The sequence below is a fragment of the Pedobacter sp. SYSU D00535 genome, assembly GCF_017355855.1.
Lineage (GTDB): Bacteria > Bacteroidota > Bacteroidia > Sphingobacteriales > Sphingobacteriaceae > Desertivirga.
In genome coordinates, this window is sequence record NZ_JAFEWD010000001.1 from 947870 (window position 1) to 972367 (window position 24498).

Annotated in this window: 24 protein-coding genes; 12 read left to right on the forward strand and 12 right to left on the reverse strand. The window is 39.4% G+C overall.

Annotated elements, in window-relative coordinates:
- Window positions 1-57: 57 nt before the first annotated feature.
- Complete coding sequence (locus J4N23_RS03880; RefSeq protein ID WP_207425684.1) at window positions 58-1011, forward strand: GIY-YIG nuclease family protein; 954 nt, start codon at window positions 58-60, stop codon at window positions 1009-1011.
- A 17-nt stretch (window positions 1012-1028) separates the two neighbouring features.
- Here J4N23_RS03880 and J4N23_RS03885 read toward each other — a convergent pair whose 3' ends face one another.
- Window positions 1029-1532, reverse strand: coding sequence for a hypothetical protein (locus J4N23_RS03885; protein WP_207425685.1), 504 nt, complete (start codon window positions 1530-1532; stop codon window positions 1029-1031).
- Between the two features lie 601 nt (window positions 1533-2133).
- Here J4N23_RS03885 and J4N23_RS03890 point away from each other — a divergent pair.
- Window positions 2134-2547: a hypothetical protein gene (locus J4N23_RS03890; RefSeq protein WP_207425686.1), complete on the forward strand. Its 414-nt coding sequence runs from the start codon at window positions 2134-2136 to the stop codon at window positions 2545-2547.
- 1324 nt (window positions 2548-3871) lie between these two features.
- Here the strand turns inward: J4N23_RS03890 and J4N23_RS03895 are convergent.
- Both J4N23_RS03895 and J4N23_RS03900 read right to left on the reverse strand, forming a co-directional pair.
- Complete coding sequence (locus tag J4N23_RS03895; protein WP_207425687.1) at window positions 3872-4156, reverse strand: helix-turn-helix domain-containing protein; 285 nt, start codon at window positions 4154-4156, stop codon at window positions 3872-3874.
- A 445-nt stretch (window positions 4157-4601) separates the two neighbouring features.
- Window positions 4602-5663 (reverse strand): HNH endonuclease signature motif containing protein, encoded by a 1062-nt coding sequence (locus J4N23_RS03900; protein ID WP_207425688.1) that lies wholly within the window; start codon window positions 5661-5663, stop codon window positions 4602-4604.
- Window positions 5664-6125: 462 nt separating this feature from the next.
- On the opposite strand from J4N23_RS03900, the gene J4N23_RS03905 reads away from it, so the two are divergent.
- Window positions 6126-7058 (forward strand): hypothetical protein, encoded by a 933-nt coding sequence (locus J4N23_RS03905; protein WP_207425803.1) that lies wholly within the window; start codon window positions 6126-6128, stop codon window positions 7056-7058.
- A 74-nt stretch (window positions 7059-7132) separates the two neighbouring features.
- On the opposite strand, the gene J4N23_RS03910 is transcribed toward J4N23_RS03905, so the two are convergent.
- Both J4N23_RS03910 and J4N23_RS03915 read right to left on the reverse strand, forming a co-directional pair.
- Complete coding sequence (locus J4N23_RS03910; protein WP_207425689.1) at window positions 7133-8107, reverse strand: DUF3883 domain-containing protein; 975 nt, start codon at window positions 8105-8107, stop codon at window positions 7133-7135.
- Between the two features lie 39 nt (window positions 8108-8146).
- Complete coding sequence (locus J4N23_RS03915; protein WP_207425690.1) at window positions 8147-8503, reverse strand: hypothetical protein; 357 nt, start codon at window positions 8501-8503, stop codon at window positions 8147-8149.
- An 88-nt stretch (window positions 8504-8591) separates the two neighbouring features.
- Here J4N23_RS03915 and J4N23_RS03920 point away from each other — a divergent pair, with 88 nt between their 5' ends.
- Both J4N23_RS03920 and J4N23_RS03925 read left to right on the forward strand, forming a co-directional pair.
- Window positions 8592-9716, forward strand: a complete 1125-nt coding sequence (locus tag J4N23_RS03920; RefSeq protein ID WP_207425691.1) for an AbiH family protein — start codon at window positions 8592-8594, stop codon at window positions 9714-9716.
- Between the two features lie 8 nt (window positions 9717-9724).
- On the forward strand, window positions 9725-10051 hold the full coding sequence (locus tag J4N23_RS03925; RefSeq protein WP_370527233.1) for a DUF6794 domain-containing protein: 327 nt from the start codon (window positions 9725-9727) through the stop codon (window positions 10049-10051).
- Window positions 10052-10221: 170 nt separating this feature from the next.
- Here J4N23_RS03925 and J4N23_RS03930 read toward each other — a convergent pair whose 3' ends face one another.
- Genes J4N23_RS03930 through J4N23_RS03940 form a run of 3 tightly spaced genes read right to left on the reverse strand, consistent with a single transcriptional unit; the run spans window position 10222 to window position 12149 of the window.
- Window positions 10222-10779, reverse strand: coding sequence for a hypothetical protein (locus tag J4N23_RS03930; protein WP_207425693.1), 558 nt, complete (start codon window positions 10777-10779; stop codon window positions 10222-10224).
- 55 nt (window positions 10780-10834) lie between these two features.
- Window positions 10835-11800: a hypothetical protein gene (locus J4N23_RS03935; RefSeq protein ID WP_207425694.1), complete on the reverse strand. Its 966-nt coding sequence runs from the start codon at window positions 11798-11800 to the stop codon at window positions 10835-10837.
- The gene (locus tag J4N23_RS03940) at window positions 11787-12149 is read right to left on the reverse strand and encodes a hypothetical protein (protein ID WP_207425695.1); all 363 of its coding nucleotides are present in this window, start codon (window positions 12147-12149) and stop codon (window positions 11787-11789) included. The genes J4N23_RS03935 and J4N23_RS03940 overlap by 14 nt, the downstream gene beginning before the upstream one ends.
- Before the next feature lie 347 nt (window positions 12150-12496).
- Here J4N23_RS03940 and J4N23_RS03945 point away from each other — a divergent pair, with 347 nt between their 5' ends.
- From J4N23_RS03945 to J4N23_RS03960, 4 genes are all read left to right on the forward strand, one after another.
- Window positions 12497-12907 (forward strand): hypothetical protein, encoded by a 411-nt coding sequence (locus J4N23_RS03945; protein WP_207425696.1) that lies wholly within the window; start codon window positions 12497-12499, stop codon window positions 12905-12907.
- Between the two features lie 257 nt (window positions 12908-13164).
- Window positions 13165-13701 (forward strand): hypothetical protein, encoded by a 537-nt coding sequence (locus J4N23_RS03950; protein ID WP_207425697.1) that lies wholly within the window; start codon window positions 13165-13167, stop codon window positions 13699-13701.
- A 166-nt stretch (window positions 13702-13867) separates the two neighbouring features.
- Window positions 13868-15043, forward strand: a complete 1176-nt coding sequence (locus J4N23_RS03955; RefSeq protein WP_207425698.1) for a HEPN/Toprim-associated domain-containing protein — start codon at window positions 13868-13870, stop codon at window positions 15041-15043.
- A gap of 135 nt (window positions 15044-15178) precedes the next feature.
- Entirely contained in the window at window positions 15179-16078 is a 900-nt protein-coding gene (locus tag J4N23_RS03960) for a DUF2971 domain-containing protein (RefSeq protein ID WP_207425699.1), read from the forward strand.
- 365 nt (window positions 16079-16443) lie between these two features.
- Here J4N23_RS03960 and J4N23_RS03965 read toward each other — a convergent pair whose 3' ends face one another.
- The 3 genes from J4N23_RS03965 to J4N23_RS03975 are packed head-to-tail and all read right to left on the reverse strand — an operon-like array spanning window position 16444 to window position 18257.
- Window positions 16444-17307: a DUF72 domain-containing protein gene (locus tag J4N23_RS03965; RefSeq protein WP_207425700.1), complete on the reverse strand. Its 864-nt coding sequence runs from the start codon at window positions 17305-17307 to the stop codon at window positions 16444-16446.
- Between the two features lie 15 nt (window positions 17308-17322).
- Window positions 17323-18006, reverse strand: a complete 684-nt coding sequence (locus J4N23_RS03970) for an SOS response-associated peptidase (protein WP_207425701.1) — start codon at window positions 18004-18006, stop codon at window positions 17323-17325.
- Between the two features lie 2 nt (window positions 18007-18008).
- Complete coding sequence (locus tag J4N23_RS03975) at window positions 18009-18257, reverse strand: hypothetical protein (protein ID WP_207425702.1); 249 nt, start codon at window positions 18255-18257, stop codon at window positions 18009-18011.
- A 114-nt stretch (window positions 18258-18371) separates the two neighbouring features.
- On the opposite strand from J4N23_RS03975, the gene J4N23_RS03980 reads away from it, so the two are divergent.
- From J4N23_RS03980 to J4N23_RS03990, 3 genes are all read left to right on the forward strand, one after another.
- Window positions 18372-18626 carry a hypothetical protein gene (locus J4N23_RS03980; RefSeq protein WP_207425703.1) on the forward strand — a complete coding sequence of 85 codons (255 nt, stop codon included), beginning with the start codon at window positions 18372-18374 and terminating at the stop codon, window positions 18624-18626.
- Between the two features lie 81 nt (window positions 18627-18707).
- Complete coding sequence (locus J4N23_RS03985; protein WP_207425704.1) at window positions 18708-19433, forward strand: hypothetical protein; 726 nt, start codon at window positions 18708-18710, stop codon at window positions 19431-19433.
- Window positions 19434-19906: 473 nt separating this feature from the next.
- The gene (locus tag J4N23_RS03990) at window positions 19907-21820 is read left to right on the forward strand and encodes an ATP-dependent endonuclease (RefSeq protein WP_207425705.1); all 1914 of its coding nucleotides are present in this window, start codon (window positions 19907-19909) and stop codon (window positions 21818-21820) included.
- Window positions 21821-21930: 110 nt separating this feature from the next.
- Here J4N23_RS03990 and J4N23_RS03995 read toward each other — a convergent pair whose 3' ends face one another.
- Window positions 21931-24063 carry a hypothetical protein gene (locus J4N23_RS03995; RefSeq protein ID WP_207425706.1) on the reverse strand — a complete coding sequence of 711 codons (2133 nt, stop codon included), beginning with the start codon at window positions 24061-24063 and terminating at the stop codon, window positions 21931-21933.
- Window positions 24064-24498: the final 435 nt, after the last annotated feature.

A 24498-nucleotide genomic window follows, 5' to 3' on the forward strand; every position in this document is an offset into this window, starting at 1 on the left:
TTTTATTGAAATTGAACTCATATAGCTATATTTCAACACTTAAACAAAAACTGAGCAATGGCAACCTTAACACCTGAACAAGAGCAATTCTTAAAAAAGTACAATCTTCCTATCAGTACTGTATTTGACGCTTCTGGCTTACAAAAAAAGGAGTACTCGGCAATCATGGACGAATTGGACAAATACATTGCTATTGGTGTAACACCTTGCACTAAAGCTAACCATACTATGCGCAACAAAACAGGACACTGCCTCCAGTGCAATCCTGCTGGCATTGTACATCGGATGAGATACTACCAAAATGCCTACATATACATTGCGGGCTCTCATCTAATAGAAAAGATGAAGGTGGGTTATACTAATGACCCCGACCAAAGAAAATATCTATTGAACAGCCACAAATACGGAGGAGCAGATGATTGGAAGATGCTTTACTCAGCAAAGTGCTCCAATGCAGGCCGGATAGAAAATGAAATCCAAAGGAGCATCAAATGCTACTACCATCCCTCCGACTATACGAAGGAAGGAAGAGTAGTTGGCGCCTACGAATTGTTTAAATGTAGCTATATAACCATCAAGGGAGCGATTGACGAATTAAAACGTAAGTTGCCTCAAGAAGGTTTTTTCGAAGAAAAAGAACATCCTACCGCCGCAAAATACAACTTTTTCACAAGCCCAGACATTAGTAAAAAGAGGCTAGGAAATAAACAGGAAGGTAGTCAAGATGACACTGTCCGTAGCAAAAAACAACGCGCCGAAAGAAGATCCGAGTTTACAAGTCCGGTTGAACTCCAATTCACAGAATTGTCCTGGACAGATAAAATCAAATTCATACTAAGAGAAACTGGCCGACCTATGGTAGTTGGAGATATAGTGAATATGGCACTATCGAAAGACCCTACTCGTTCCAAGGCAGTCTTGCGTCGGGGAATTTCTTCACTTTTATCCAGACGCATCGGAAGGCACTTCTACAAAGAGGATAAGTCTTACGGTCTTGCCGAATGGACATAGCTATCTACTTTTAACTTTTACAGCGGAATTTGTAAATCAGCGCGAATTTCAGCGACCAGCTTATCTTCAATTGCCACAAATATTTCTCCTTTCCTCAGCTTGTTTACTGCATCCCAATATCCCTTGTCCGCTTCGACCGATCTGGGTGCCCGTTCAGCAGTCGCAAAAGCCTCAAAAACGCTTCGCAGTTCTACCGTAAACTCTTTAAACAATGAATGGATTGCATCTGAGAAGAAAGGTTTATTCACCGAATAGGATCTAACGACAGCATTAAAATCTTCCATGATTGCCCGTTGAAAAGATTGTTCTGGATGATATTGATATTGATTAACTTTCAGCTTGAGATCATGTAGCTGCCCTAAAAGACTCTTGTAGACATCGATCTTTTCCTTAAAAACCCCCGAGTAAGTAATTTTAAACTTCTCAATGTTACTATCGACCCTCTTCTTTACCCAAGTATAGAATAAAAAGTTTCCAAGTAAGGTGAGAATTGCCGGTGCGGCAATAGCTATTATGTCCATATATCAATAATACACAAAATCTTCTAGGCCCCATTCATCATACACTGTAATGCATTTACTTCAGCTCAATGCCGAAAAGCAAGGTAGATAGCTCGTCTAAAAAAAATTGTGTGGGCAGAGGCTCAGGATAATCCACATATATATGGACGTGCCCCATCAAATGGCGGAATGGGTGGCTTCGTGACCGGGTGGGGGTGTTTTTTTTTAACCTAAGCAACCGCAAAAACACTAATCCGTATTGATTTACCAGCAAAACAGAACCCCAAACCAACAATACTGCTATAATATGTCCGAGTTTGACGATTAAAAACAATACAATCTTTAAAAATCCCTTAAAGCAAACTCCCTTTTCCCATACTAGACACCGTCAAAAACCCTAATAGAAGTACTTTAAGCGCCATTTTTAAAATTATTTTCATTTTAATTTGGATTTACAGAAAAAACTTCACGTATCTTTGTGGTGCGAATCAATACTACAATAAAATGTTTTTAATCAACCTTTCTATTAACAATATTCCCGACATATCGGTGCAAGTCCGTAAGCTAAACCCTTTTGTGGTATTGGTTCGCAGTGATCGGGACTTTTTAAATTCTTTAAGTTATGCGAACCAACTTAGCGAACAACAACAATCAATTCCCCTATCAGCTAACAGCTATCCTGCTTGAAGAGGGCCTTCTATTACCTTCAGTTGATGGATTAGAAACACAAAACAGATTTATTCTAGAAGTTTCAAACACTGAAACAGGCAAAAGAAGCTGGTTAGAGTTTTTAGACAAACGCCAAGAAATCGAGGGAGATCAAGCCAAAGAGATTCTTTACAATCTAATTTGTGACGCTTGTACGGTAAAGGAGTATAGTTTTAGAGCATGGCGGAAACATTTCTGTGGCGAAACACTAAACCAATACGCGAAGCTTAAGTACGACTATTACCTCACAATCTACGACCAACTTTGCGCGGTTATGGACGGGCCGGAGGGTATCGACAATGCTTTTGACACTATTGCAATCTACTAATCCATTGGTTATTCACTGAGAACGCTTGAAGGTCTGTTAGGCCTATAAGTGGCAAGGCTATGGCTAGCTTTGATCTAATCGTATTTCCGGAAGGATCTACAGGCGCGCAATTCTGTTTCTAAAACAGAGACTTCCGACTTGGCAGAAGGAAGGATAAAACCGGAATCAAGCTATTACTAAAGGTAACAAATATTTATACGCCTGTGCTGCCTGAGAACAGCACGGGCAAAACTTAAAATTAAACCCCTAAATAGAGTCTATTGGAAATTAATATCTCAATAGACTATACTAGGGCCAAAAAGATATTAAAATGGCTGTAAGAGCCTAAAAATACTAGGCGGAATTTCGAAAGAACTTCCCATAAAAGAATCATCCTTCCTTAATTACTTACTTTGTTTTTTAGCGAAAACGCCCACATGGCAAAAGTGATACCAGGGATCCCCTCTCTGGTATTCGCTTTTTATTCGTGTCTCATAAAGTGCCAAATCTTAAAACAGTCTCATAAAGTCCCAAATAAGTACCCCAGCGAACAATTAGAGCACTATTTTAATTGTCTCATGGCAGGAGTATTTTATGAGACGGCAAACACACAACTTCAAACAATTAATTAAATAAGGATTTATCGGTCTGCCGGCTTGCTCTCCTCTTCGCTCTGTTGCAATTGTGGGCGCAGTTTGCCACGTCCATTAATTGCTATACTGCCTAACGATAAAACAGAAACTGCATAGTTTAGATACAAAGCATATGTGCCAGGGGAAATTTGATCTTTATCTGATCCATAGTAGTGCAGGAAGACAAGTAAAATATGAACTATAAGGGCCCTTCCCGCTGTTTTATTTGGATTATGTAACTTCTTATACACTAACTTATTCGTAAAATACGGATAGAGTATCGCTAGGATAAATAAGAAATTCACAATCGTTGATTCTGGCTGATATAGCTTTTCGTACTCTAGGAAGTAAATAATTATGTAAGTAAGAACCCAATGATATAGGATTAGAAGTATTGTTGTGATAAGTTTTTTCATCCACGAATAAAATCATAATCTAGAACTTATTCAAAAAATTAAGGCGCCTACATGGCTGTATTACCTCACTCCGAACAATCCCTCTCCCCTATCCTCCAATACCCCCTATTCCCTTAAAACACGCCCCTAATAACAGAAGTCGGCATACTTGAGATAAAGGAAAAAACACCCAGCAAAAGAATTCTTATTATAAGATATTAAGTAATAAGAGATTAAGTCGCGAAAATCGTTATGCGGTAAAAGGATATGTATTAAGGTAGTCTATCAGTTGAGTGTTTCCCTCGCTCCTATTTTCATTTACTTGCTACTCTTCAAATAATTTTTAGCCAACCAAGCATCTATATCTGACTTTTTAAATCGTTTGTCTTTTCCACCTATTTGATTGTATCCTATATCTAACTGATACTTCTCTAGTGACTTTGTAGAGATTTTTAGGTACTTAGCGGTTTCGCTTGTGGTTAGCCAATAGTCTGATTTGAGTTTTTTGTTTTCCGCTGCAAGCTCTATTATTTGACGTTGAATAGTTTCAAACATGCCCTGAATAGCTTTAAAAGTCTCCGATTCAATTACGATTACTTCCATTTTTTGCCGAGTTTGTTATGTCTATTAGTTGAAAAACTTTTCAACAATAAATAAAGGGTACAGTTTAATCTTTTACTTTAACACTAAATTCTTTGGAGAAAAGCCGAAAATATGAACCCTAAACAGAGAGAAATTACAGGTCCTGTGGTTAGCTTTCTAAGCCTGAGCTACCTAAAAATTGGCGTTTTTCAGCAAGGAGTAAACAAACAGGGCGCCGAAAAAATTTTACCCTACCCCGAAATTTTCCAAAACTAAATCAGAGAAAAAAGCAGCGATGAGGAACTTAAACTTTATTGGTGCGAGGCTAGCCCTCATTTCAGAAAAACCTTGATTTTATCGCTCCCTATTTTGAACATTGAGAAAGATCCCAAAATCATTTTTCCCTAGAGAAGTTGGAAATGGGGAAACTCCTTCAGCTACCCCTAATCCAAATTAGCTGCCTATCCTACCCTTGTGCCTGTGTTGCTTTATACGTGAAGTTTACAGCCGGATGGTTTCGAGTGGTGGTACTTCTGTAAACGGAAGGATTCTCGGTGCTAACCAAAAAGTTTGCTACCTCCTCTTTGCTGATGTCGCAATCCTCTATTTCCTTATCCCCGCTAATAATAAATATACGGCTACTGCAACTAAAAGTCGGATCTGTAGAATACAGCAATTGAAACACAGCATCCGGATATTTCTTTGCTAAAAACCGAGCTATCTCGACCCCATCTCCTATCAGGGTTGTAAAGGTCAGCGTTTCGGACAGTTTATGGACCTGCACATCTGAAATGATATATTTAAAATGCTTCTCAAGCGAAAGCAAGATAGCATCTATATCGCAACCTCCACAAGCTAGTTGATTAGCTACGTTGATTTTCCGGTTCGCCGGTTCGGTAACTAGCATCTGCGCTGCTTCTTCCTTAGGATGAAAACTAAATCCAGCGAGATCACGCTTACACAGCTCCCTTAACCTGTAGGCGCTTATTCCCAGTAAGCTAGCCGCCTCCTTAGCTATATCAAATACACATCCATTGATCTTAAAAAAACCAAGAAACTTATGGTGATTTTCTCCTCTTGGAAGGTTTTTCACACAAAGCAAAGAACTGTCTGTAACTGAGCTTGTGTACTGGCATATACGGTGAGTATGGTCGACATTTCCCTTCACATTCTTTAAAGAAGCTCTAAATGCAGCTGACTTTAATTTGTTATCTCTAGAGGAAAGAAGTTGAAGATTCCCGAGGATATTGTTCCCTCGGCGATTATCTCGATGATCCACTTCATACCCACACGGTATATTTCCAAAAAAAGACAACCATTGTAGGCTATGGACTTTGTACCATTTGCTCTTACTAGATATCCACACTTGTCGGTATCCGTGATCTGACTCAACCCCTACTTCCCGACCCGAGATAAAGGAATACACGGTCCCTTTGTCCCCAATAGCATAATTCGCGTCGATAGCACAATCTAAAAAACGTTCCTTTGGCTTCCCTGCCCCTTTGATTACATAGCCCTTTTCTGACATACGGTTTAGTTTATAATGGTTTATCTTAACTGTTGAATACAAAAATAAAGGTTATTGGTGTACGTATTTTGCGTGGGAATTAAGGCAAGAGGATGACAAAAACGGCCTTAACAGGCTTCAGGAACAGCTTTATTACAATTCCACTCTTAGTCGATTTCATTTTTCGAGATGAAAAAAGTATTACGCAAAGTAGGAGTTGACGACAGCTCTATCAATACCTTTATTGTCATTCAAAGTTCCCTATCAAAATTTCGGGTAGAAAATTCGGGGAATTGTACATCTCACTCAAAGATTACTATTGAGAAATGAATATTTTCCTTAACATTTTATTCAATCATGTCACACGTAGTTTTGGAACACATGGCACGTTTCAGCTCAACCGCTACTGCCAGGCCTAGCTAGCCACAGAGATTTATAAAATCTGGCGGAAAAGAATTATGTTTATTTCTTTAACTCGAAAACGTGAAAAGCAAAAATATCGGACAATTAAGCAAAGAGCTTCAAGTCTTTGAAGATGAAAGTGCACAGGAAGTTATACTTCTTGAGGGTATATTAGATAAGCTAGAAAAGCATTCTGGTTTAGAATCAATTGAAGACCAGCTAAGAAAGTCGCGTGAGAGGATTCTAAGGTTGAAAGACTTGAGCATGAAACTTCGCGTTGCAAATGGCTTGCAGGCGCTAGAAAACGAACCAGCGTATAAAAGGAAATTAAAAAAACTTGAAAAAATTCATGGGTTAGAAAACGTACAGTCCATTGCACCTACCTTCTATAAAGGTCCAAACAAAGAGGAGAAGATAAAGGAATTGGAAGCTGAAAATAAGAGGCTAAAGAATTTCATCTATTCAGATGTATTAGCGACTAGCGATGTGAAAATGCAGTTAGTACCGGTAAATATTTATCTTGATTGTGAGGTGCCCGAAACGATCTATCAAGCCTACCAATCAGTTCTTGATTTACTTCCAAGTATAGGATTCGAAACGTTGTTCGAGTTCGAATCTGAGCGTGGGTCTTGGATAAAAAGGCTAATTGGTGTTTCCAAAGAGGCAATTAACAGTGAGGAAGTACGGAAAAGACTGCGAGAGGCTGAATACGGGATAGAAGTAAATGCGATACTGAAACAGCAATCAGAAATAGACCGAAATCAATCCGAAGCCTTAATGAATATCCTAAAATCAGTAGAAACAATTCCAAATGCTGCAATAAGAATCGGCTCCTTATTGGTGGTAAAACTGACCAATACTGAGGGGGAAGTCAATGTACAAGTAAGGTCACTAAGTATTTCAGAGCTTTTTATTCTAAACAAGAATCCGGAACTCCTACATAAGCCAAGCCAAATATTGACAGCGATTTCAAGAGAGCTGGCCACCGATATTAAAAATCCTGAATCGCCTTAATAGTCGTAGAGAAATGATCTGCTCTTCATCTACATATCATCTATGCTGGTGTAACGTTCCTATAGTTATTAAAGTTAAGAGATAAAGGCCGTTGCGGAAACCTTTTCTTCCAACCCCAATCTCCTCCCTTTTTCATCGATCCAAGCAAGATTTTCCACCGAATAATAGAACATGTGCAGGGTCGGGTTCTCCAAAGCGCTGGTAACGATACAAAGCCGGTATTCAGATTGAAACTCCTTCATTTTTTTATACTCATTCGCCGTTAATTCCGCAACCACTTCTTTACCAGACAGTCCTTTCACCTCTATCTTTAAAGTTAGTCTCTCACGGCGCGCTTCCAGATCCCACCCAACGTTGTCTCTTTCAACAGATTCGACCTGGTATTCAAGACTTGTGAAATGCCTAGTAACAAGATCTACAGCAGCCTTCTCTACTTCAATCCTCCTCAGTGTATCTGGCTGCCGCGGCGGGTTAGGCACTGGTGGTACCCCCCGGTTTTTGATATAGGCACGCACCTCTCGGACAAAGTCCGGGTTTTGATCAGCATACCACACATTGCTCTGCCCCATCCAACCCTTTTTAGCTCGCTCAACCACTTTAACCCTATTGTCCTTCGGCAAAAGTGTGCAGTCCTCTACCTTAGCAGAAACGAAATAGCCAAAACTTGCTCCCGAAATTAAACGACCGCTTCCAGATGGAGCGTCTTGCAATGTCCTATAGACTGTAGCATTTCTAAACCATCCAACAATCTTAGTACCTCCATTATCTGGATCACTGGCTGTCCAAACTACCGTAATTCCTTCAATTTTCTGATCGGATTTTGATCCACCGAGTTTTTCTAGCTTAATCGTGCTTGGATTATTGTACTTCCGATCTATTTTGGGTTGAACGTAGGCATAGCAATTACCGCGATGAGGTTTGAAATTATATACTTCTCCGCCCCAACCTTCTCTTTGCACGTGTTTTCCACCACCTCGAATACTATCATTAGCAAGGCCCTGATAAAGGTCCATCCAGCCTGTATTTAAGAATAATAATCTATCATTCATGCACTAGTGGCAATTTTATCTGAATCGAAAACAATGGAATCAATCTACAATTACAATTTGCTTTGGATCTGTGATTGTGATTTGGGGTCTATTCCGAAATTCTGATATTTTTCCCGCAACTATTATAGTCTTACCTTTGAACAACTCCTCTGGGTTTGCTTTGAACTTTGCCCTATCCTCGCCTCGAATGACCAGAGTCAGAAGTTGGTTAGGAAAAACGCCTCCAAGATTCAGAAGCGTTAGGGAGGCACTCTCCAAGTACCTACCGCCGGAAACTGTTTCTGTAATAGAAACCGAATCACCAATATGTTTTCCTGCATCAGATGCTTTGATTTTGGTTTGGCTAGCAGCATTTAAGGAAAACAACACAAATGCGAGTACGGTCAGCTTTTTCATGATCCTAATATAAATATTGTTTCGATATAGACGATATTGCTATTTTAGATAAACGAAAAGGACTCTCACTCTTCTAATATCATAATTATTGAATAGACTTATTTTAATTGGCAATGGCTTTGACTTAGCACATGGCTTAAAAACATCATACAGCGACTTCATAAAATGGTATCTAACATTCTCGATGGAGAACGCGCTAGAGCGAGGATACTATACCGATAAGCTTATTGAAGTTAATTCCGTGTGGGACTTTCGAACTAAAATGCCGTTCAAGAGCGTGAAAGATATGGTTCACTACTTTTACGATTCTGGCAAACTAGGCTACCTTATCTACTGGGAGGGACTTGACGACGTGAGCCCCAGCGTCCGCTACACGAACCCATATACCACCCACATTAAATCCGCTTTTCTAAAAAAGCTACTTGATACCTGTGCTAATTCTAGATGGGTAGATATTGAAAACGAGTATTACCTTTCCGTTAAAGCCATTTTGAAAACCGATATAAGTACCAGCGATAAGGAGGAACTGCTGATGGAATTGAACAACTCGTTTGAATTCATTATTGAGCTCCTAGAGAAATATCTATCCACCATGGCGGTTCCGAGGAGGATAGCTCAGTATAGAAAAATATTTGAATCTAAAATACTAAAGGAGGACATAGTGACGAGTACTCTAGAGGAAGATATTGGTCCCAGAAACACAATGATCCTTAACTTCAACTATACCCAAACCGCTAACCAATACCTCGGGAGACCACCTGCGCTTGCCAATTATTCTCTAAATCACATTCACGGGACGATAAATGATATCAAAAATCCATTAATATTTGGTTTTGGGGATGAACTAGACTCCGACTATGCGAAGATTGAGCTGGAAAAGGCAAAAGGCTATTTAACCTTCTTCAAATCCTTTTGGTACTTTCGTACATCGAATTATCATAATTTAATACGGTTCATAAACGCCGACGAATACCAAGTATACATTCTTGGCCATTCATGTGGTTTATCTGACAGGACGTTACTAAATATGATTTTTGAGAGTACCAATTGTAAGTCGATCAAGATTTTTTATTACAAAAACACGACAGGAAACAACTTTAAGGACATAGCAGAGGATATTTCAAGACATTTCACTAATAAAGCGGAAATGCGTAACAAAATAGTGCCGCTTGAAAAATCGGAGCCTATGCCACAGCATAAGCCTTATAATTAAATTAATATATGAATATCCCAGCACCGCTAAAGTTAGCCGTTCAAGCCCTAATAGATAGAATTCCGCCTGAAAATCAAATGGAAATAATGGAAATGAGTGAACACGATTTTACCGTTGAGTCTCATTTTGGGTTAGGTGGTTTGTTGCGGAACGAGTGGAACTTATGGAACGAGACGAACGACCTAACTAGGTGGTTTGCAGAAATGGGTATAGATGACGCAGATGACAGATCAGCAATCATATGCACTGTATTCTATCGGACTATCATGGCTCAAAATATAGCTCTCCGCGAGTTATTAGAAAACTACCGAGATTTCTTGGAAGGAGAGAAATAAAGCTTTCGACAAGGCTGTTGATGGTTCCGCCTGGCCACAGCATCACTCCGTTTTAATCATTAATAATTGTCAACAATAACTATTAATGTCGATTCACATCTAGTCCTACACCAATGCTCTCCTCAAATTTGTCCCGACTCCCTAACCGCTAGCTACCCTCAATCTAACTACTATTTATGAATCAGATCGTAATAAGCTGGCGATTCTCCTTCCGACGTAATACGCTTAAATCTCTTAGTAGCTTGACTAAATACAGAACTAACCTTCATTAGCAACTTTCTTCCTTTCTCCTTATCGTCTAGACTTATATTTTCCAACTCAATCAACTCGTCTTTTATCTCTGCGGAAGTTAACGCTCTTCCCGATTTTCTTAGAATATACTCTACCTTATCGGCCCAAGTAACTGCTTTGCTATAATCTGTTTCCTTAAATGTCTTAACCGGCCAATTGTGAGTTCGTCTCACTTTGCCCTCTCCTTTCCTACTAGAGCCACGGGATTCGACGCGCTTACCAATATCAAAAGGGCTATTACCAACAAGCCGTTGCCTGGTCTCCTTTTCAACTGCATCCAACTCGGTTCTGATAACACTGACCGAATCAAGTACTTGAAGGAGATGATTTTGAACTATCTCTTTGTCGCTCATCTTCGACAGACGCACGATTTCGACTAACTTCTCTGCTATTCCAGTAACCTCAGGTGGACCTAATATTTCCTTTGCAGTTGCCATATTATTCTAATTAATAGCCCTCGTCTAAATATCTACTCATCGATCCAGCTACCGACTAAAAACTAAATCCCGCTACAACATTGAATGTTGTTCGCTGACTTCTCGACTTTGTTGAACCTGCTGAGTTGTCCCAATCCAAGATCTGTACTTGAAATCCAGCAACAATTTCGGAGGGAGCTCCATCCTTTGTAAAATATAAACCCGCTGCTGGGTTCCATTGCCGTTTTCTGTCTCCCTGACCTGAAAGACGAGGATGAACTAAAAGAATATAATGTTCTCGTAGTCGGGTTCCAAAATCCGCGTTGATATTCCAGAATCCAACACTGTGTTTGTATTGAGAGAGATTATAGGGAGTAGACTTATCGCTTTGCACGACCCGAGTAGTTCCTGTCCCAGCGTCGGTAATGCTAACGGAATTGGAAACTTCTATTGTTTTAAGGTCACCCGTATTGTTCCGTTCACCACCGTTAATGGCGATGCCGGTGATCAGTAGAGGCTTTGTAGCATCATCTCCGATATGAAATGTATGGTTGAGGCCGGATTGGATCTTAAATCCTCCCTTATTCTTATCGTAAACTTGCTTTGAAAAATCCCTGGCAGGATCGTATAGCTTAAATTGACTAAACAAAAGATTAAAGGAAAGGTGATACTGTAAAGTAGTATTTGCCGGTCCTCTCCTGTCATCGAAGTTCTGGAAGTAATAGGCTCCTAGACTCCCGTCATATTGAAATTCATCATTTTTAATAACGTTCGCTATCCCGTTTTTCCCCTTGGCATCAAAGGAGATTCCCAAGTAGTTATGATTATAAATTGGAGGTGGGTTAACGCCGGCACCTTGCTTTTTGAGCGGAATACCATAAGAGGCGGAAATACTCTCATTTTTGGCGTTGATTGCAACGACTCCCCCTACACCTACAGGTAAACTTGTCTCACCTTTTGCGTCCTGAACAACTGAGGTCTGCCCGTTAGCAGCCATTGTTCCAACAAAGCTCGCTAGTATTATTAATCTAAGCCTCTTCATTTTTTATAACTATCACTCCTGTAATTATTGAAACATTGCTACCTGCTTGCGGATCTTCGCCTGTGGACCCACTTATTTCCACTAGGGTCTCAGAATTATCCCTATTGATTAAGCTAAACTCCCAATCTGTATCCTTCAGGGCATGCACGTCTAGTTGGTATTCGAGGTCGCCGTCCACGTTAATTGATATTTGATCATTTTTCCATTCCTTTCGCTTGTCGTTCTTGGGAAAAAGACCAATTGCAACTGCATGTGGGCGATCATCTGTAGGAACGTTTTCAAGATAGATCCAAGAGTTGTTGATGGCTCCTGTGCCGATGAGTTTAGCTTTGAGGTTGAGTTTTGACATCAGAAATAAGGTTTGTCATTAAAGTTAAATCGATTGAACTAAAAAAACAAACTTTAATAAAATTGTAGGTTGGCTGAGCTTGAAGATGCACCGAATTTTAGCAAAGGCAAAGAATTTGAAAATTCCAATTCTTATGTATAATATGACGATCGAAATTTCATCTTTTTCTAAACCGATAGAATTGGCTTTTTTAAATAAAAAAGAAGGTTTCATGTAAATAAGAGGGATACGAAATTCCCAAACCTAGATGGCAGCTGTAATTAAAGCTACGCCCGACTAAGTACTAGTAGGACTCGGGGCTTATAGGACTGAATTTTTCTACTACATTTGAGTAAAGTAAATAGTACATGCCTCAAGATATTATTAAACACTGGACGGAATATGTGGGAGGAGATGATTTTAAAGACTTCCCCCATAAAGACATTGAACAGGTTGGAGGGTTTCACAGGGATATTTTAACAATGGATGTAACGCCACTAGGCTACGTATTTGTCGTCGAAATATCGTTAACCATACGGTCTTTTAAAGGAGAAAGATTATTTCATTTTTACACGCATGAAAAATTTGGTTTTTTTAAAAACTCAAACAAACAGCGTCAAAAGGAAACGGTATTAAGATGCTTTGACAGTGCCACTAAATACTTTGTAAAGGCATTGAATGAGAAAGACCCGACAGGGAAGCTGTCGGTTGAGCCAACAGGGTTTCCCGAAGCTGAATCGATTGCACTATTTAATAAGAAGGCAGGTACAAATTTTTGAAGTCGTTTGTTTCTTCGATATAATTTAGAGGATCATCGACCTTAACAAACTTCCTTTCTTGCACATAACCCGATACCTCAAAAGATATATGTTCTAATTGATTTGGTTCAATATGCTCCTTTTCCATACCTAAAAATACTCACTATTAACACGCGGTTTTTAACGAATGACTGGATGCAATCAGAAGGATAGGCAAAAATTCAACGAGAAAACAGCACTCATACTCAATAGCTTTTTTAACCCTAGTCGGAATAAAAATGAAATCAAAGAGAACCCCACTTCAACAATTTGCCTTCCTGACCAAATATCTAGAAGGTGATAATGATGCGTTTTTAGAAAATATCTCATCTCACATAGGACATATTGTGATTGAATTTAACCTTCTCGAGGAAAGACTTACAGCTCTGATTTGTCGACTAATCATCAACGATATTGACGCAACTGGACTTATCATTACACAAAACATGAATTTCTCATCGAAAGTAGATCTTCTAAATCGACACTCACTTTATACTCAGGAAATTCATAAGAAAAAAATCCAGACACATGAGGATTTCATTGAACAACTAAAGGAATCTGCCAGACTACGAAACTTGGTGGTACATGCGGACTGGAGCCATGCTGATCTGGAAGGATTTGCCTTCGTTAAACTGAGAATCAAAGACGGAAAAATGGATCAAGAGTTCATTCAATTAGATGAGGACTCGTTGATTCAGGTCAGGAACACTATTATTGAAACCTATAATGCTTTCGACAATTATGAAGAAAAATACAATGAAATCAGAAGTATTTGAATTGAAAAACTGCGGCTAATAGGTTTTTTCGAAAAAAGCTAGTGACGTTTATCTCGCAACTTCCTAGATTTAATTAAGTTTTGTGGCGGATGGCAGGTGAAGTGCTTACTATGCGCCATATCGCAAAGCCTAGACGTTTTTCGAATTTTAGGACAGACGACAATTTATGGGTTCATACATATCATTAGGAGTAGGAGAATTAGAACTTGACTGGGGTAAAAACTTTGGTTTCAGGGACTATTCGAAACTCTTTCTACCGACAGACAAAAAAGATATTCCATATTACTATGCTGACGGTGAAGTTATTTTAAAACCAGGTTATTCAACTTCCTTGGGACGAGTAAAAAATAGACTTGAATTATTAGGTTACTCACTACAAAAATTAAATAACCATTTCCAAGAACACAACGACAATTATCCGGACTACTTAGAACAGCCAAAAATAAGTTTTGAAACGATGCTTGCCATCTTTTCGAAAATCAATATCAAAGACTATAAAAACAAAAAAGAAGGAGGTGATTACGACTTAGGAGAATTTGTAATGGAGAATATTTTCCAGAATGAAATTTTCAAAGATTTAAAAGACTACATTGATATTAACGATGAAGATATAGGCGCATATTTTGAAAACCTAGACCCTCTTTCTACGCTTCGACTTCTTATCGAAAATCGAAACAACTTAGAAATGAATTTGGAGTGGCGAACTCAAGATGTCATTGACGGAGGTTGGACTAATGAAAAAGAAATTTTTGTTGGGGTTGAGGAAGTCGATAAATTCCTAATTGTTACAGAAGGTAGTTCCGACACATTTATTATTAAGAAGTCTTTAGAATTGCTTAAACCTGATATTTTAGACTTCTTTACGTTTGTTGATATGGAAGAAAATTATCCATTCACTGGTACTGGAAATTTATATCGCTTCTGTCAGGGTTTGACAAGTATAAGAATTCAAAATAAAACGCTTGTTCTTTTTGACAATGATTTGGAAGGTATAGACAAATTCAACAAGGCCAATAATCTTAATTTGCCAAGCCAAATGAAAATCATGAAGCTGCCTGATCTTGAAGAATTTACTAATTTTTTAACGATTGGACCGACCGGAAAAACAAATGAAAATATAAATGGCAAGGCAGTAGCAATTGAATGCTTTCTAGATTTGACAAAATCGAATCCTAAAATCAGGTGGACTAATTATAACAAGGACTTTGACGCGTATCAAGGCTCCCTTGAAAATAAGGATGACTACGTAAGAAAATTCAAGACCGTAAAAAATGCCGAAGACAATTATGACTTTACTAAGCTGACGAGATTACTAGATGAAATCTATAAAAACTGCATATAACAGCACCAACAAGAAATTGCGGTTCAATCGTTAAACGAAGCTATGTGCTTCGTAGTTGGGGCGGTCCTGGTGGAAACCGAAGTGCTCTTAATCGGCACAATAAAAAACACTTAACCTTGCTGACAAAACAACAAGATGATACTTTACAAATACAGAAATAATTCAGAATTTACAGACAAGATATTCTCAGAAAAAAAAGTTTGGCTTTCAAATGCAGCTGGCTTGAACGATCCTTTTGAGTGTACAATCGGAGAAATAGCAAAGGAATGGATTGACGAAGAGCTTAAAAAATTAAAAGAAGGACATATAATGGGTTTTGTCCACGGAGCAGCGCTATCGATCAAATCGAAAACTAATTTTTATGACCTTAACCCAAGACAAACCGAAGAGTTCTTAAATAAATTCAGGCAAAAAGACTTTGATGCACAATATAAAACAACAAGAGAGTTTATCTTACGTAAAACTGGGAGAGAAATAAGCAATCCAGAGGAAACTTTTGCCAATTTTGACAAACAACTTAATGACGTTGGTATTTTTAGTTTGAGCGAGAGTGATGACAGTGAATTAATGTGGGCGCACTACGCAGACAGTTCAAAAGGCATCGCAATAGGATTTGAGGTAACTGAAGGTGGAAAATTGGCAAATGCGGAAAATTGCCTTAAAGTTACTTATTCAGACGTTAGACCTACTTTTGGCGGGACCGGTTTCAAAACTACTCTCTCCTTTTATGCTTTCGGAAAGAATATTCAAAAGATATCCTTCGATGATACAACCTTCCAACAAGCAGTTTCGACAAAAACGACGAACTGGTCCTATGAAAGAGAATGGCGATATATTGAAGAACGGTCAGGCAGTTATGACTTTCCTGGTAAATTGAAAGAAGTAATCTTTGGACTAAAATGCCCGATAGATCAAAGGCGAAAATACATTGACCTAGTTTCTACTCATTTCGACTATCCTATTGAATTTTATGAAGTTATTATTTTTCCAAACTCAAATAAATTTACAAAGAGGCGGTATGAATTTACAGAATAAAAAACTGCATATCTAGGTTAGAGAGCATTATTGCATCAGTTTTAGTAACATTGGAGGCTTTTCGCAATGCTTACTCTTTTTGGCTCCGAACTCTGTAAATCCGGTATAAATTTAAGGTAGCGGCTGATTCCAACAAAAGCCCCTATTCACACTATGTAGGGTAAAGAAACTATTGAATGTCATTTCTACCGCCGATATTTAAAAATTGTACCTTTAGGGGGCTGATGGTCAACTGCAAGTAGATTGTCGCAAGGAGTGAAGTACGGACAAGGTAACGCTAAAAAAGAGAAGATCGGCAAGTCAGGTCGAACGAGTTACTACTGTGAAGCGTGCCAAATGCTACATCAATAGCAAATGTAACTTATCTAACTATCAAGCAATTCCCGGAATACGTCTTTTGCTGTCGCCACAGACAAATGGAATTTCTCCTCAAACGGCTGGTGCAAGGTGAAATACGCCTCCTTTAATCCCTGATCCCTCCACGCCTTTATTTGCTCACTCCATGCTTCCATACGAGAGCGATCTGTCGGATGGTTGTCGTTGCCGTTAAACCTTATGAAAGCTGTCGGCGTGGTAAGATACATGTGCAGTGTATCACGTCTATCATTACAATCAGTGATTACGGTTCCGATGTTGATTCTCCTAAGGAATTCAAAGGTATTGTTCATTGATTCCTGATAAGGAAACCAAAGCTCGTTCCTTAGTTCAATGTGGACTGGTATACCATGAGGAATTAATTTAGCGAACCGGTCTAGATCTTCAAATCTGTCGGGCTTAAAGCTATCAGGCATCTGGATAAAGCTTACTCCTAAATAGGGTTTAAACAGTTCAAGCAACTCGAAAAACTGTCCAACTTCCGAATCTACATCTCGAAGCCGTTTCATATGAGAAATCGCGCGAGTAAATTTGGGGCAAAACTTGAAATCTGATCGGTCAATCTGCTCCACCCATTTAAGAACCTGCGCTGGCTTTGGTGGGTTGTAAAACGTGCCGTTGAATTCTACGTAGTTGAATAACTTCTGATACTCCTTCAGATTGTCAGCCTGCTTCGTTTTCGCTGGGTACAGCTTTCCCCTCCAATGGTCGTGTCCGGTTTTAGCAGCACCTAAATAGAATCTAAAATCAGGATCAGGCTTACCAGTCAACACACGGCTGTTAAATGCTGGCGATGATGGAAGGCTAAAGTCTATAGTTGATAGATCGCTTTCAGTTGAGCGTCCAAAATCCATAAGTGTAAGATTAGGTTAACAGAACGCAAGTTGCTGATATTCTTCCTCATCTCCAACTTTCTTTAATTCGATAGCTTTTAGAAAGTCATTCTCTACCGGTTTAATCAACTGCAAGCGGTCCTGAATTGATATATCATTATCCAGCCAAAGCTTTGCATTCTCCCAAGTAAGAAACGCAGGCATCCGATGAGGGTTATTACCGCCGTTATGGATCTTGGCCATCATTTCATTTGCTGGGTTGGTGATCATGCTGCAACTCGAAATAACTTCGCCTGTTTGCTTGTTTACCCAGTCTTCCCATAGTCCGGCCATGAAGGTGAACGGCCCTTCTACCGATTTTATCATATGTGGCTGCTTCTTCTTGCCTTTATCGTCCAGCCAGCTCCATTCGTAGAAGTTTTTGCATATGAAAACACAATGCTTGTTTCCGATAAGCTGCTTCCATACAGGAGAAGTAAGGATATTCTCAGAGCGGGCATTGAATGTAGGTCGTTTATAGTCCATCTTGCCCGTGGTAGAATGCCATGGGATCAATCCCCAAGTTTTATACTTAAGCTCGTTTACGGAAGAATCATCAATAACAGGAAAAGGATCTGTAGGACGGACATTTATTTTGCCCGGCATCTCAGGACCTGCATAAACTACTCCAAGGTTTGCTTGAATTGCCTTTGATGGAGATATATCAGCTGCTGCGCACATGATTATTTATTGTTGCTATCAATCTTATCACCAAAAATACTGGCTGACTCTTTTGTCATGTTCCCTTCGATCCACTCCCATTCTTCAATGTCAACAAGCCTAATTACTCCTAGATCTATTCCGTCTAAGATGATTGAGTAGTGAGATTCGCCAAGATCTTCATCCCAATCTGGAATCACAAGAAACTCTTGCTCGCCATCACCGATGTCGGCGTGAATTGTAAAGGGTAAGTCGATATTGAGTTCGTCCATACAGCTAAGTTACAAATTTGGGCAGAGGTTGTTCTAGGGGGCTGCTACTCGAACAATAATTTCTGATTCTAGATCAAAAAGAAGTTCATTAACTTTGCTAATATTTTTAGCACAATGAAGAGATACAGATTCAGGATGATGTTTTTCGTTTGCACAGACAAGAAGGTTATTTCGCCGAATGTTCACATGACGAACGCCTACCAATTCAGAGAAACCGCAGAGTCGGTGTGTCGCACACGCCAAGCATCGCACCACAAGATGTGGGAAGATAAGACTAAGCCTGTTCAGCAGGAGAGCGTGGAAGCTTTTTACCTGGTGCCTGAGGCTTTGTATGAGGAGATTTTGAAGAAGTACGTGGATGAATCCTGAATCTTCTCCTATTTCATAGTTATAAAGCGAGGAAGACGAGGAGAGAAGAGAATTTAGGGTTCAAATACTAATTAATTTTTTATGTTGCGGGCTTGGTCTACTTTTTATAACTTACTCAAAACTACCGAGATGAGCCTTAAAATCCTAGCTGCCTCTATCCTATCGATTACCTTGTGTTGCTTACTCTATATACTCGTGGAAAACAATAAGCAAAAGGATCGTGAAGAAGCTTTATCTTATTTAGAATATTCATCTCCCGGAGAATATTCACGTCCCGGCGTCGCAACAGGAAGTAATTCTGAACACGTAGATTCGAGTTATTGGGAGGCAGACACAGCATTTACCGACACAGTATTCACCTCAAGAGAGTCTCCCGATAGCCTGGGAGCGATTTTGCCGGATGGAGGTGGCGCCGACCCACAGTTTGGCGTAGTACTTCCACCACAAAAAGAATCAGTGCAAAAAATTGCATACAATTCATCCTCTCCAGCTGCCAATCTCGTTAAGTCAGCATTATGGGGATTCCTTCTATGGGTCGTGACAATAATTGGAATGTTCTGCTACACTGTGTTCACCTGTTTGGCTCCTACGACTGATAAAGTCAATATTCGGGCCGTGCTCTCCCAGTGCGTATCCTCCGGAAGTTTTATTCGAGCGGTAGTCATTTCGCCGATCATTCTCTGCACCACATACTTCCTAACTAAGTCTTCATCCGACTATGCGATGGTGTTGTTCAACTCTTTTTATAGCGGTTTCTTCTGGATCACCACGCTTGAAAAAGTACAGAAGAAACCCTTGGGGGAGTAAAATCCATTTTGTATATCCTTTATTCAAAAAAATAGCAGATTAACTAAAAAGGATTAAATCGGTTACTTTTAATCGTCTTCTTCAACTTTCCAATAGCCTTTATATTTTCTTATTTGATCGTCAATATCGAGCGGTTGACCAGTTATTGTCGTAGAGAAGATTCCACTATAGGGGCGCTCATATCATCCGGATGATCTATACCAACATTGTTAAACCACCTCACAATAGCGGGCGCTTCTTTTTCAGCCAAGCGCCAGTCAACTCGGAGATGATATTCCTGAGTTCGGATACCGCTTGATCTAAGTTTTCTGAATGGTTCATTATATTGCTTCTCAACAGTTAGTCATATACCTGTTATTCGATAATAAATTCTAATATACCAATAGCTTTAATGCCTTCATTCTTATTTTCTATTTATTGTGTAAACTGCTTGCTTGATCTGCTGCCTTGCGGCAAAAGCTCCTAGGCAATCTATGTTCAACCAAGCCTTGATTAGCTGCGCTACTTTATTAAAGAAGTTGATTCTAGTAAAACGAAAATCATTTAGAATATGTAAAGAATGTTCTTATTTTACTCGTCCACAACTAAAAACGGAAGCCATAATGTATTTAGAGTTGAATGTAAAATATAAATCCCTCGACTCGTTCAAGGTAGACATTCCTGATTTTACTATTTTAACTGGGTTAAATGGTGCAGGGAAAACTCAAATTCTTCAAGGGATCTTAGACAACACTTTAAAAGTACATAAAGATTCAGTAGAATATTACACTCACATCAGGCTATTTACGAGTCAATCTCTCGCTCCAAACAACAGCCAACCAGCAACAAGAGAAGAAGTATTAAGCCAGGAAGACTCGATACGCGCTGTTTTTTCAGTATATAAATTGCATCGAGACGAACATCGCCTACATGACTACTTGTTGGAGATGGCTACAATAAAACAAATCGCATCATTACGTAACAAACCCGTAGAGAGTCTTGAGTTAGACGATTTCTTATTTTATGCTCGTCGCGTCGTAAAAAATGACTTTTTCCAGCAAAATTTCTCTCTAGCTGTTAAGACTTACCTATTCCAACAAGAGCTGAATAACTATAAAGTCTTTAAAAACGAGAATCTTGATACAAAACTTGAAGTGCTAACTGACGAAGAGTTCTCGAAGCAGTTCGGAGAGCCGCCTTGGGAGATAATAAATGAAGTCTTAGCATTATCAAGGCTTGACTATTATGTTGAGCCTCCAAAAAATTATGATCGAGATAGCTCCATTATTATTAACCTAATAAGGAAGTCGGACAATGTATCCATTATGTTTCAGGATTTATCCTCAGGCGAAAAAATAATTATGTCCCTAGCCCTCGCACTTTATAACTTGAAGCATCCATATCAGTATGAAATGCCAGAAGTTTTACTATTTGATGAAGTAGACGCTTCCTTGCATCCCTCTATGACAAAACAATTATTAGATGTCATCCAAGGACTTTTTGTTAATGAGAGGGGAATAAAAGTAATAATGGCGACGCACTCCCCATCTACGGTTGCGCTCGCGGCTGAAGAATCACTCTTCGTAGTTAATAAAACAGGCCTAAAAGTCGAAAAAACTTCAAAGGATGAAGCCTTAAGAGTATTAACATCAGGAGTTCCGTCTTTTAGTGTGAATTATCAGAACAGACGGCAAGTGTTCGTAGAAAGTGTAAACGACGTCAAGTTTTATGAAAAGCTATATAACACGCTATCTCCTAAACTACATAAAGAAGTTTCCCTTACGTTTATTTCCTCTGGTGATACTAAAACCGATAAAAACGGCATGAGGATATCAAATTGCGGGCAAGTAGAGCACATAGTTACCGTTTTGCGAAATGCAGGAAATAATCTAGTTTGGGGAATTATAGATAGAGACAAAAACAATGTAGACAAGGCAGCATTAAGAGTTCTTGGCAGTGGAAACCGATATGCGATTGAAAACTATCTTTTTGACCCAATACTTCTGGCAGCGTTACTTGTGAGAGAAAAATTGATATCCCGAGAAAGTGTAGGCCTCTTACCCCATCAAACCCACGTTGATTTTCAAACCTTTTCTCAAGAGCAGCTACAACACGTTGTAGATACAGTTTGCGGCATACTAGTTCAAAAAAACAATGAAAGTAATGACAAGGCAAGCGAATGCCATTTAATTAATGGGAAGATTGTTTATGTCCCTGACTGGTACTTAAATCACCACGGTCACGATCTTGAGACCCTGATTGTAAATGCCTTCAATCAGCTGGGTGAAATAAAGCGGGGCAAGGAGGACACTTTGAAGTTGGAAATGATTGAAAAGGTAATCGACGAAATTCCGGAATTACTTTCGAACGACGTTTTAGAGCTATTTCTTCATATACAACAGGTATAAATGCATGGATTTGCATCACATCCGAGAATATGGCATTTCGAACTGCTCGTTATCGAATAAGACATGGAAAGCTCTAGTCATGCTAACCTATTGGCATTGTCCCATTTCTATCATACTATATACCAAGCTAAGCCATCTGATTGGATTCTGATAGATTCGTATTGAGTAGTGAGTTGCCGGTTCGTGACTCCTTCAACCGTTCCAGCCAAAGTTATTGCTGAGCCATCGCCGTTCTTGAAGAAGTAATCAATACCTATGTAAATTCTAGGATCCGGAAGCGTTACTGTTATGCCCGCATTACAAATAAAATTCTTGTATTTACGGTCTGGAGTGAAATTAGCGGTAACATTTTGAAGTGAATCGCCGGTGTGCTTGCTTAACTTAAATGGTTTGTTTCCCTCTGTGTTTATAATAGCTTTGGAAACTAGTCTAGCCCTTATATCGGCGAAGGTTGGGGTGTAATGTAATCCGTCAGAAAAATAGGTTGTGTCAAATGGATCCTGAGCCTCCGGTAACTCATCCGTCAAGACTACTGTATAGGCATTTACTCCATTGTAGTTTCTTTCATCTGACTTAATCAAGTAATTAAGTCGTTTGACGCCGCTGTTAGGATCGTTATAGTTCTGTTTCTGGCTTGCGCTCCACCCGTTCAGTTCAGCATATGGGGGCAGGGTTTCTACAATAAAAGTTGCACCAATCGAAGTATATGACTGCATGATAGGAACTAGGTAATTATTGTAAATAACATCGGCTGTCAAACCGTCTGCCAGGTCTAATATCCCCGCCATCAACACGTGAATATTATAGTTTTCTTTACTGTGGTTTTGGGTTTTGAGGAGTTTAATATTCGACTCGGCGTCTGTTTTCATTGCCTCTACTCTCTTGCCGAAACCGGAAAGGTTTGTGCAAAGCGCATTCTCAACTCCGTAGGTATAAAGAGAATTTAATACTCGTGTCGAGTAGCGTGGGAAGTATCGTTGGAAATTGGACACATACGAATCAGTCTGATCGTCTCCCCAGAAGGTAACTCTTTTAAAATTTTTTGTATTGTAACGGTTGAGAAGAGAATTATAACCCTTAATTATATTAGATAATACTAAAATTTCATTGATGGATAGAGCTTTGTTGAAATAGAGATGGAGGATACTATTGCGACACCTTATCTCAAACTCATCGTCAGGAAATACGCCGGTATGGGGACTATTAATCGAGCTATAAAGTCGGCCGTTCCAGTACCAGTCCACGCTGTTTGGTGTTTGGACGCAGATATGATCTCCGGTGGGATTAAACTGGCCCTCATGAATTGGTGGAGGACTTAATTTTCCTTGAGATGTAAAAGTCGCAATTCCGTATTGATCAGCAGTCTTTAACAAGCCATGCTCATTTGATCCCACTAACCTATTCACTGTCGAATTTGTATTTGCAGAAAAACAGTTGACTGAGGTGAAATCTGAAATACTTAGGCCTTTTGGATTGAACCCCATTTTATAATTGTTACCGAGACCGTATATCAAATCATAGTCCCTAACACCTGACGTATAAACTAGGTCCATTTTTTCGTCTTGATTAACGAGCAACGATTCAGCAGCTAAATAATCGCTCCCCAGGACAGGAGCACAGTATATGCAGTTTTTCCAAATATTGATACGCTTTAGCTCTGCAACGAGGTATTTGAGTGCACCAATATGAATAGAAGATAAAGTTCCACCTTTCGAGTTTACACGGGAAATAAAAGAAGTGATTACCGGATCATCAGTAAGTGCATATTTGATTTGGCCCTTATTTATAGCCTCGTCGTCATTTTTCGCCTCAGGTATTCTTACCCTACTGCTCAATTTTAAGATATTATCGTAAGCTACAGTAACACCTCCCGAAACCAAAAACGGAGTATCTATCAAATCAATGAAGGTAATTGAAGACGGTATTGTAATGTTAGAAGTGATAGGGATCTGTCTGTCTCTTATAATTATACCGCCGCCCTCTTGCTCTATGTCATTTAAAAGCTTTTGTAGGTAGGCTTGTGTATACTGAGATAATCTGCTGACGCTCCACTTTCCGGAATAAGCCCACTTGAAGAATTTTTTTGACTTGTTATCATAGCCGTAGAGTCCGCCAATGTAGGTGGATTTATTGGCTGTGGTTAGCGTTGTTCCGTTATACCATTGAGACTTGTAAATGGCAGCTAGATGCTCTCCGGTGTTCTTGTTGTATAGGTAGGTTATTATTTCTTTGCCGTCAATCATATTTTCAAAAGTTTCAGCTCCGCAGTGTTTAGGATTACTTGCAGGGATATTTTTTTATCATCTAAAGTTAATGAAAAACGAGACTCGTATTTTTAGTGTCAGGCAGCGAAATGTGGCTTAGTTTCTTTCATTCGAGGCTGGGTGGACTACGGAAAGGAGGGCTAATTGGAAGTCAACCTTAGGACAAGGTAGACAAAGGGCACGACCGGAAATATTAGGTTTTTACTTTGTCGGCTGGTGAAAACGACCACCCTAATTTCAGGTTAGGAACTAACAGTGCTAGAAGCCGAAAGGCATGGCATCAAGAATTCTAAGGCGATCGGCGAGACGCACATAATTGTACTAGGATATTTCCCAACATACCTTCCCTTCCGAAATAACCTTTCTTAAACTCCTCCTGTCAGGCGGATGACCGTGAGTTATAAGCATGTAAAT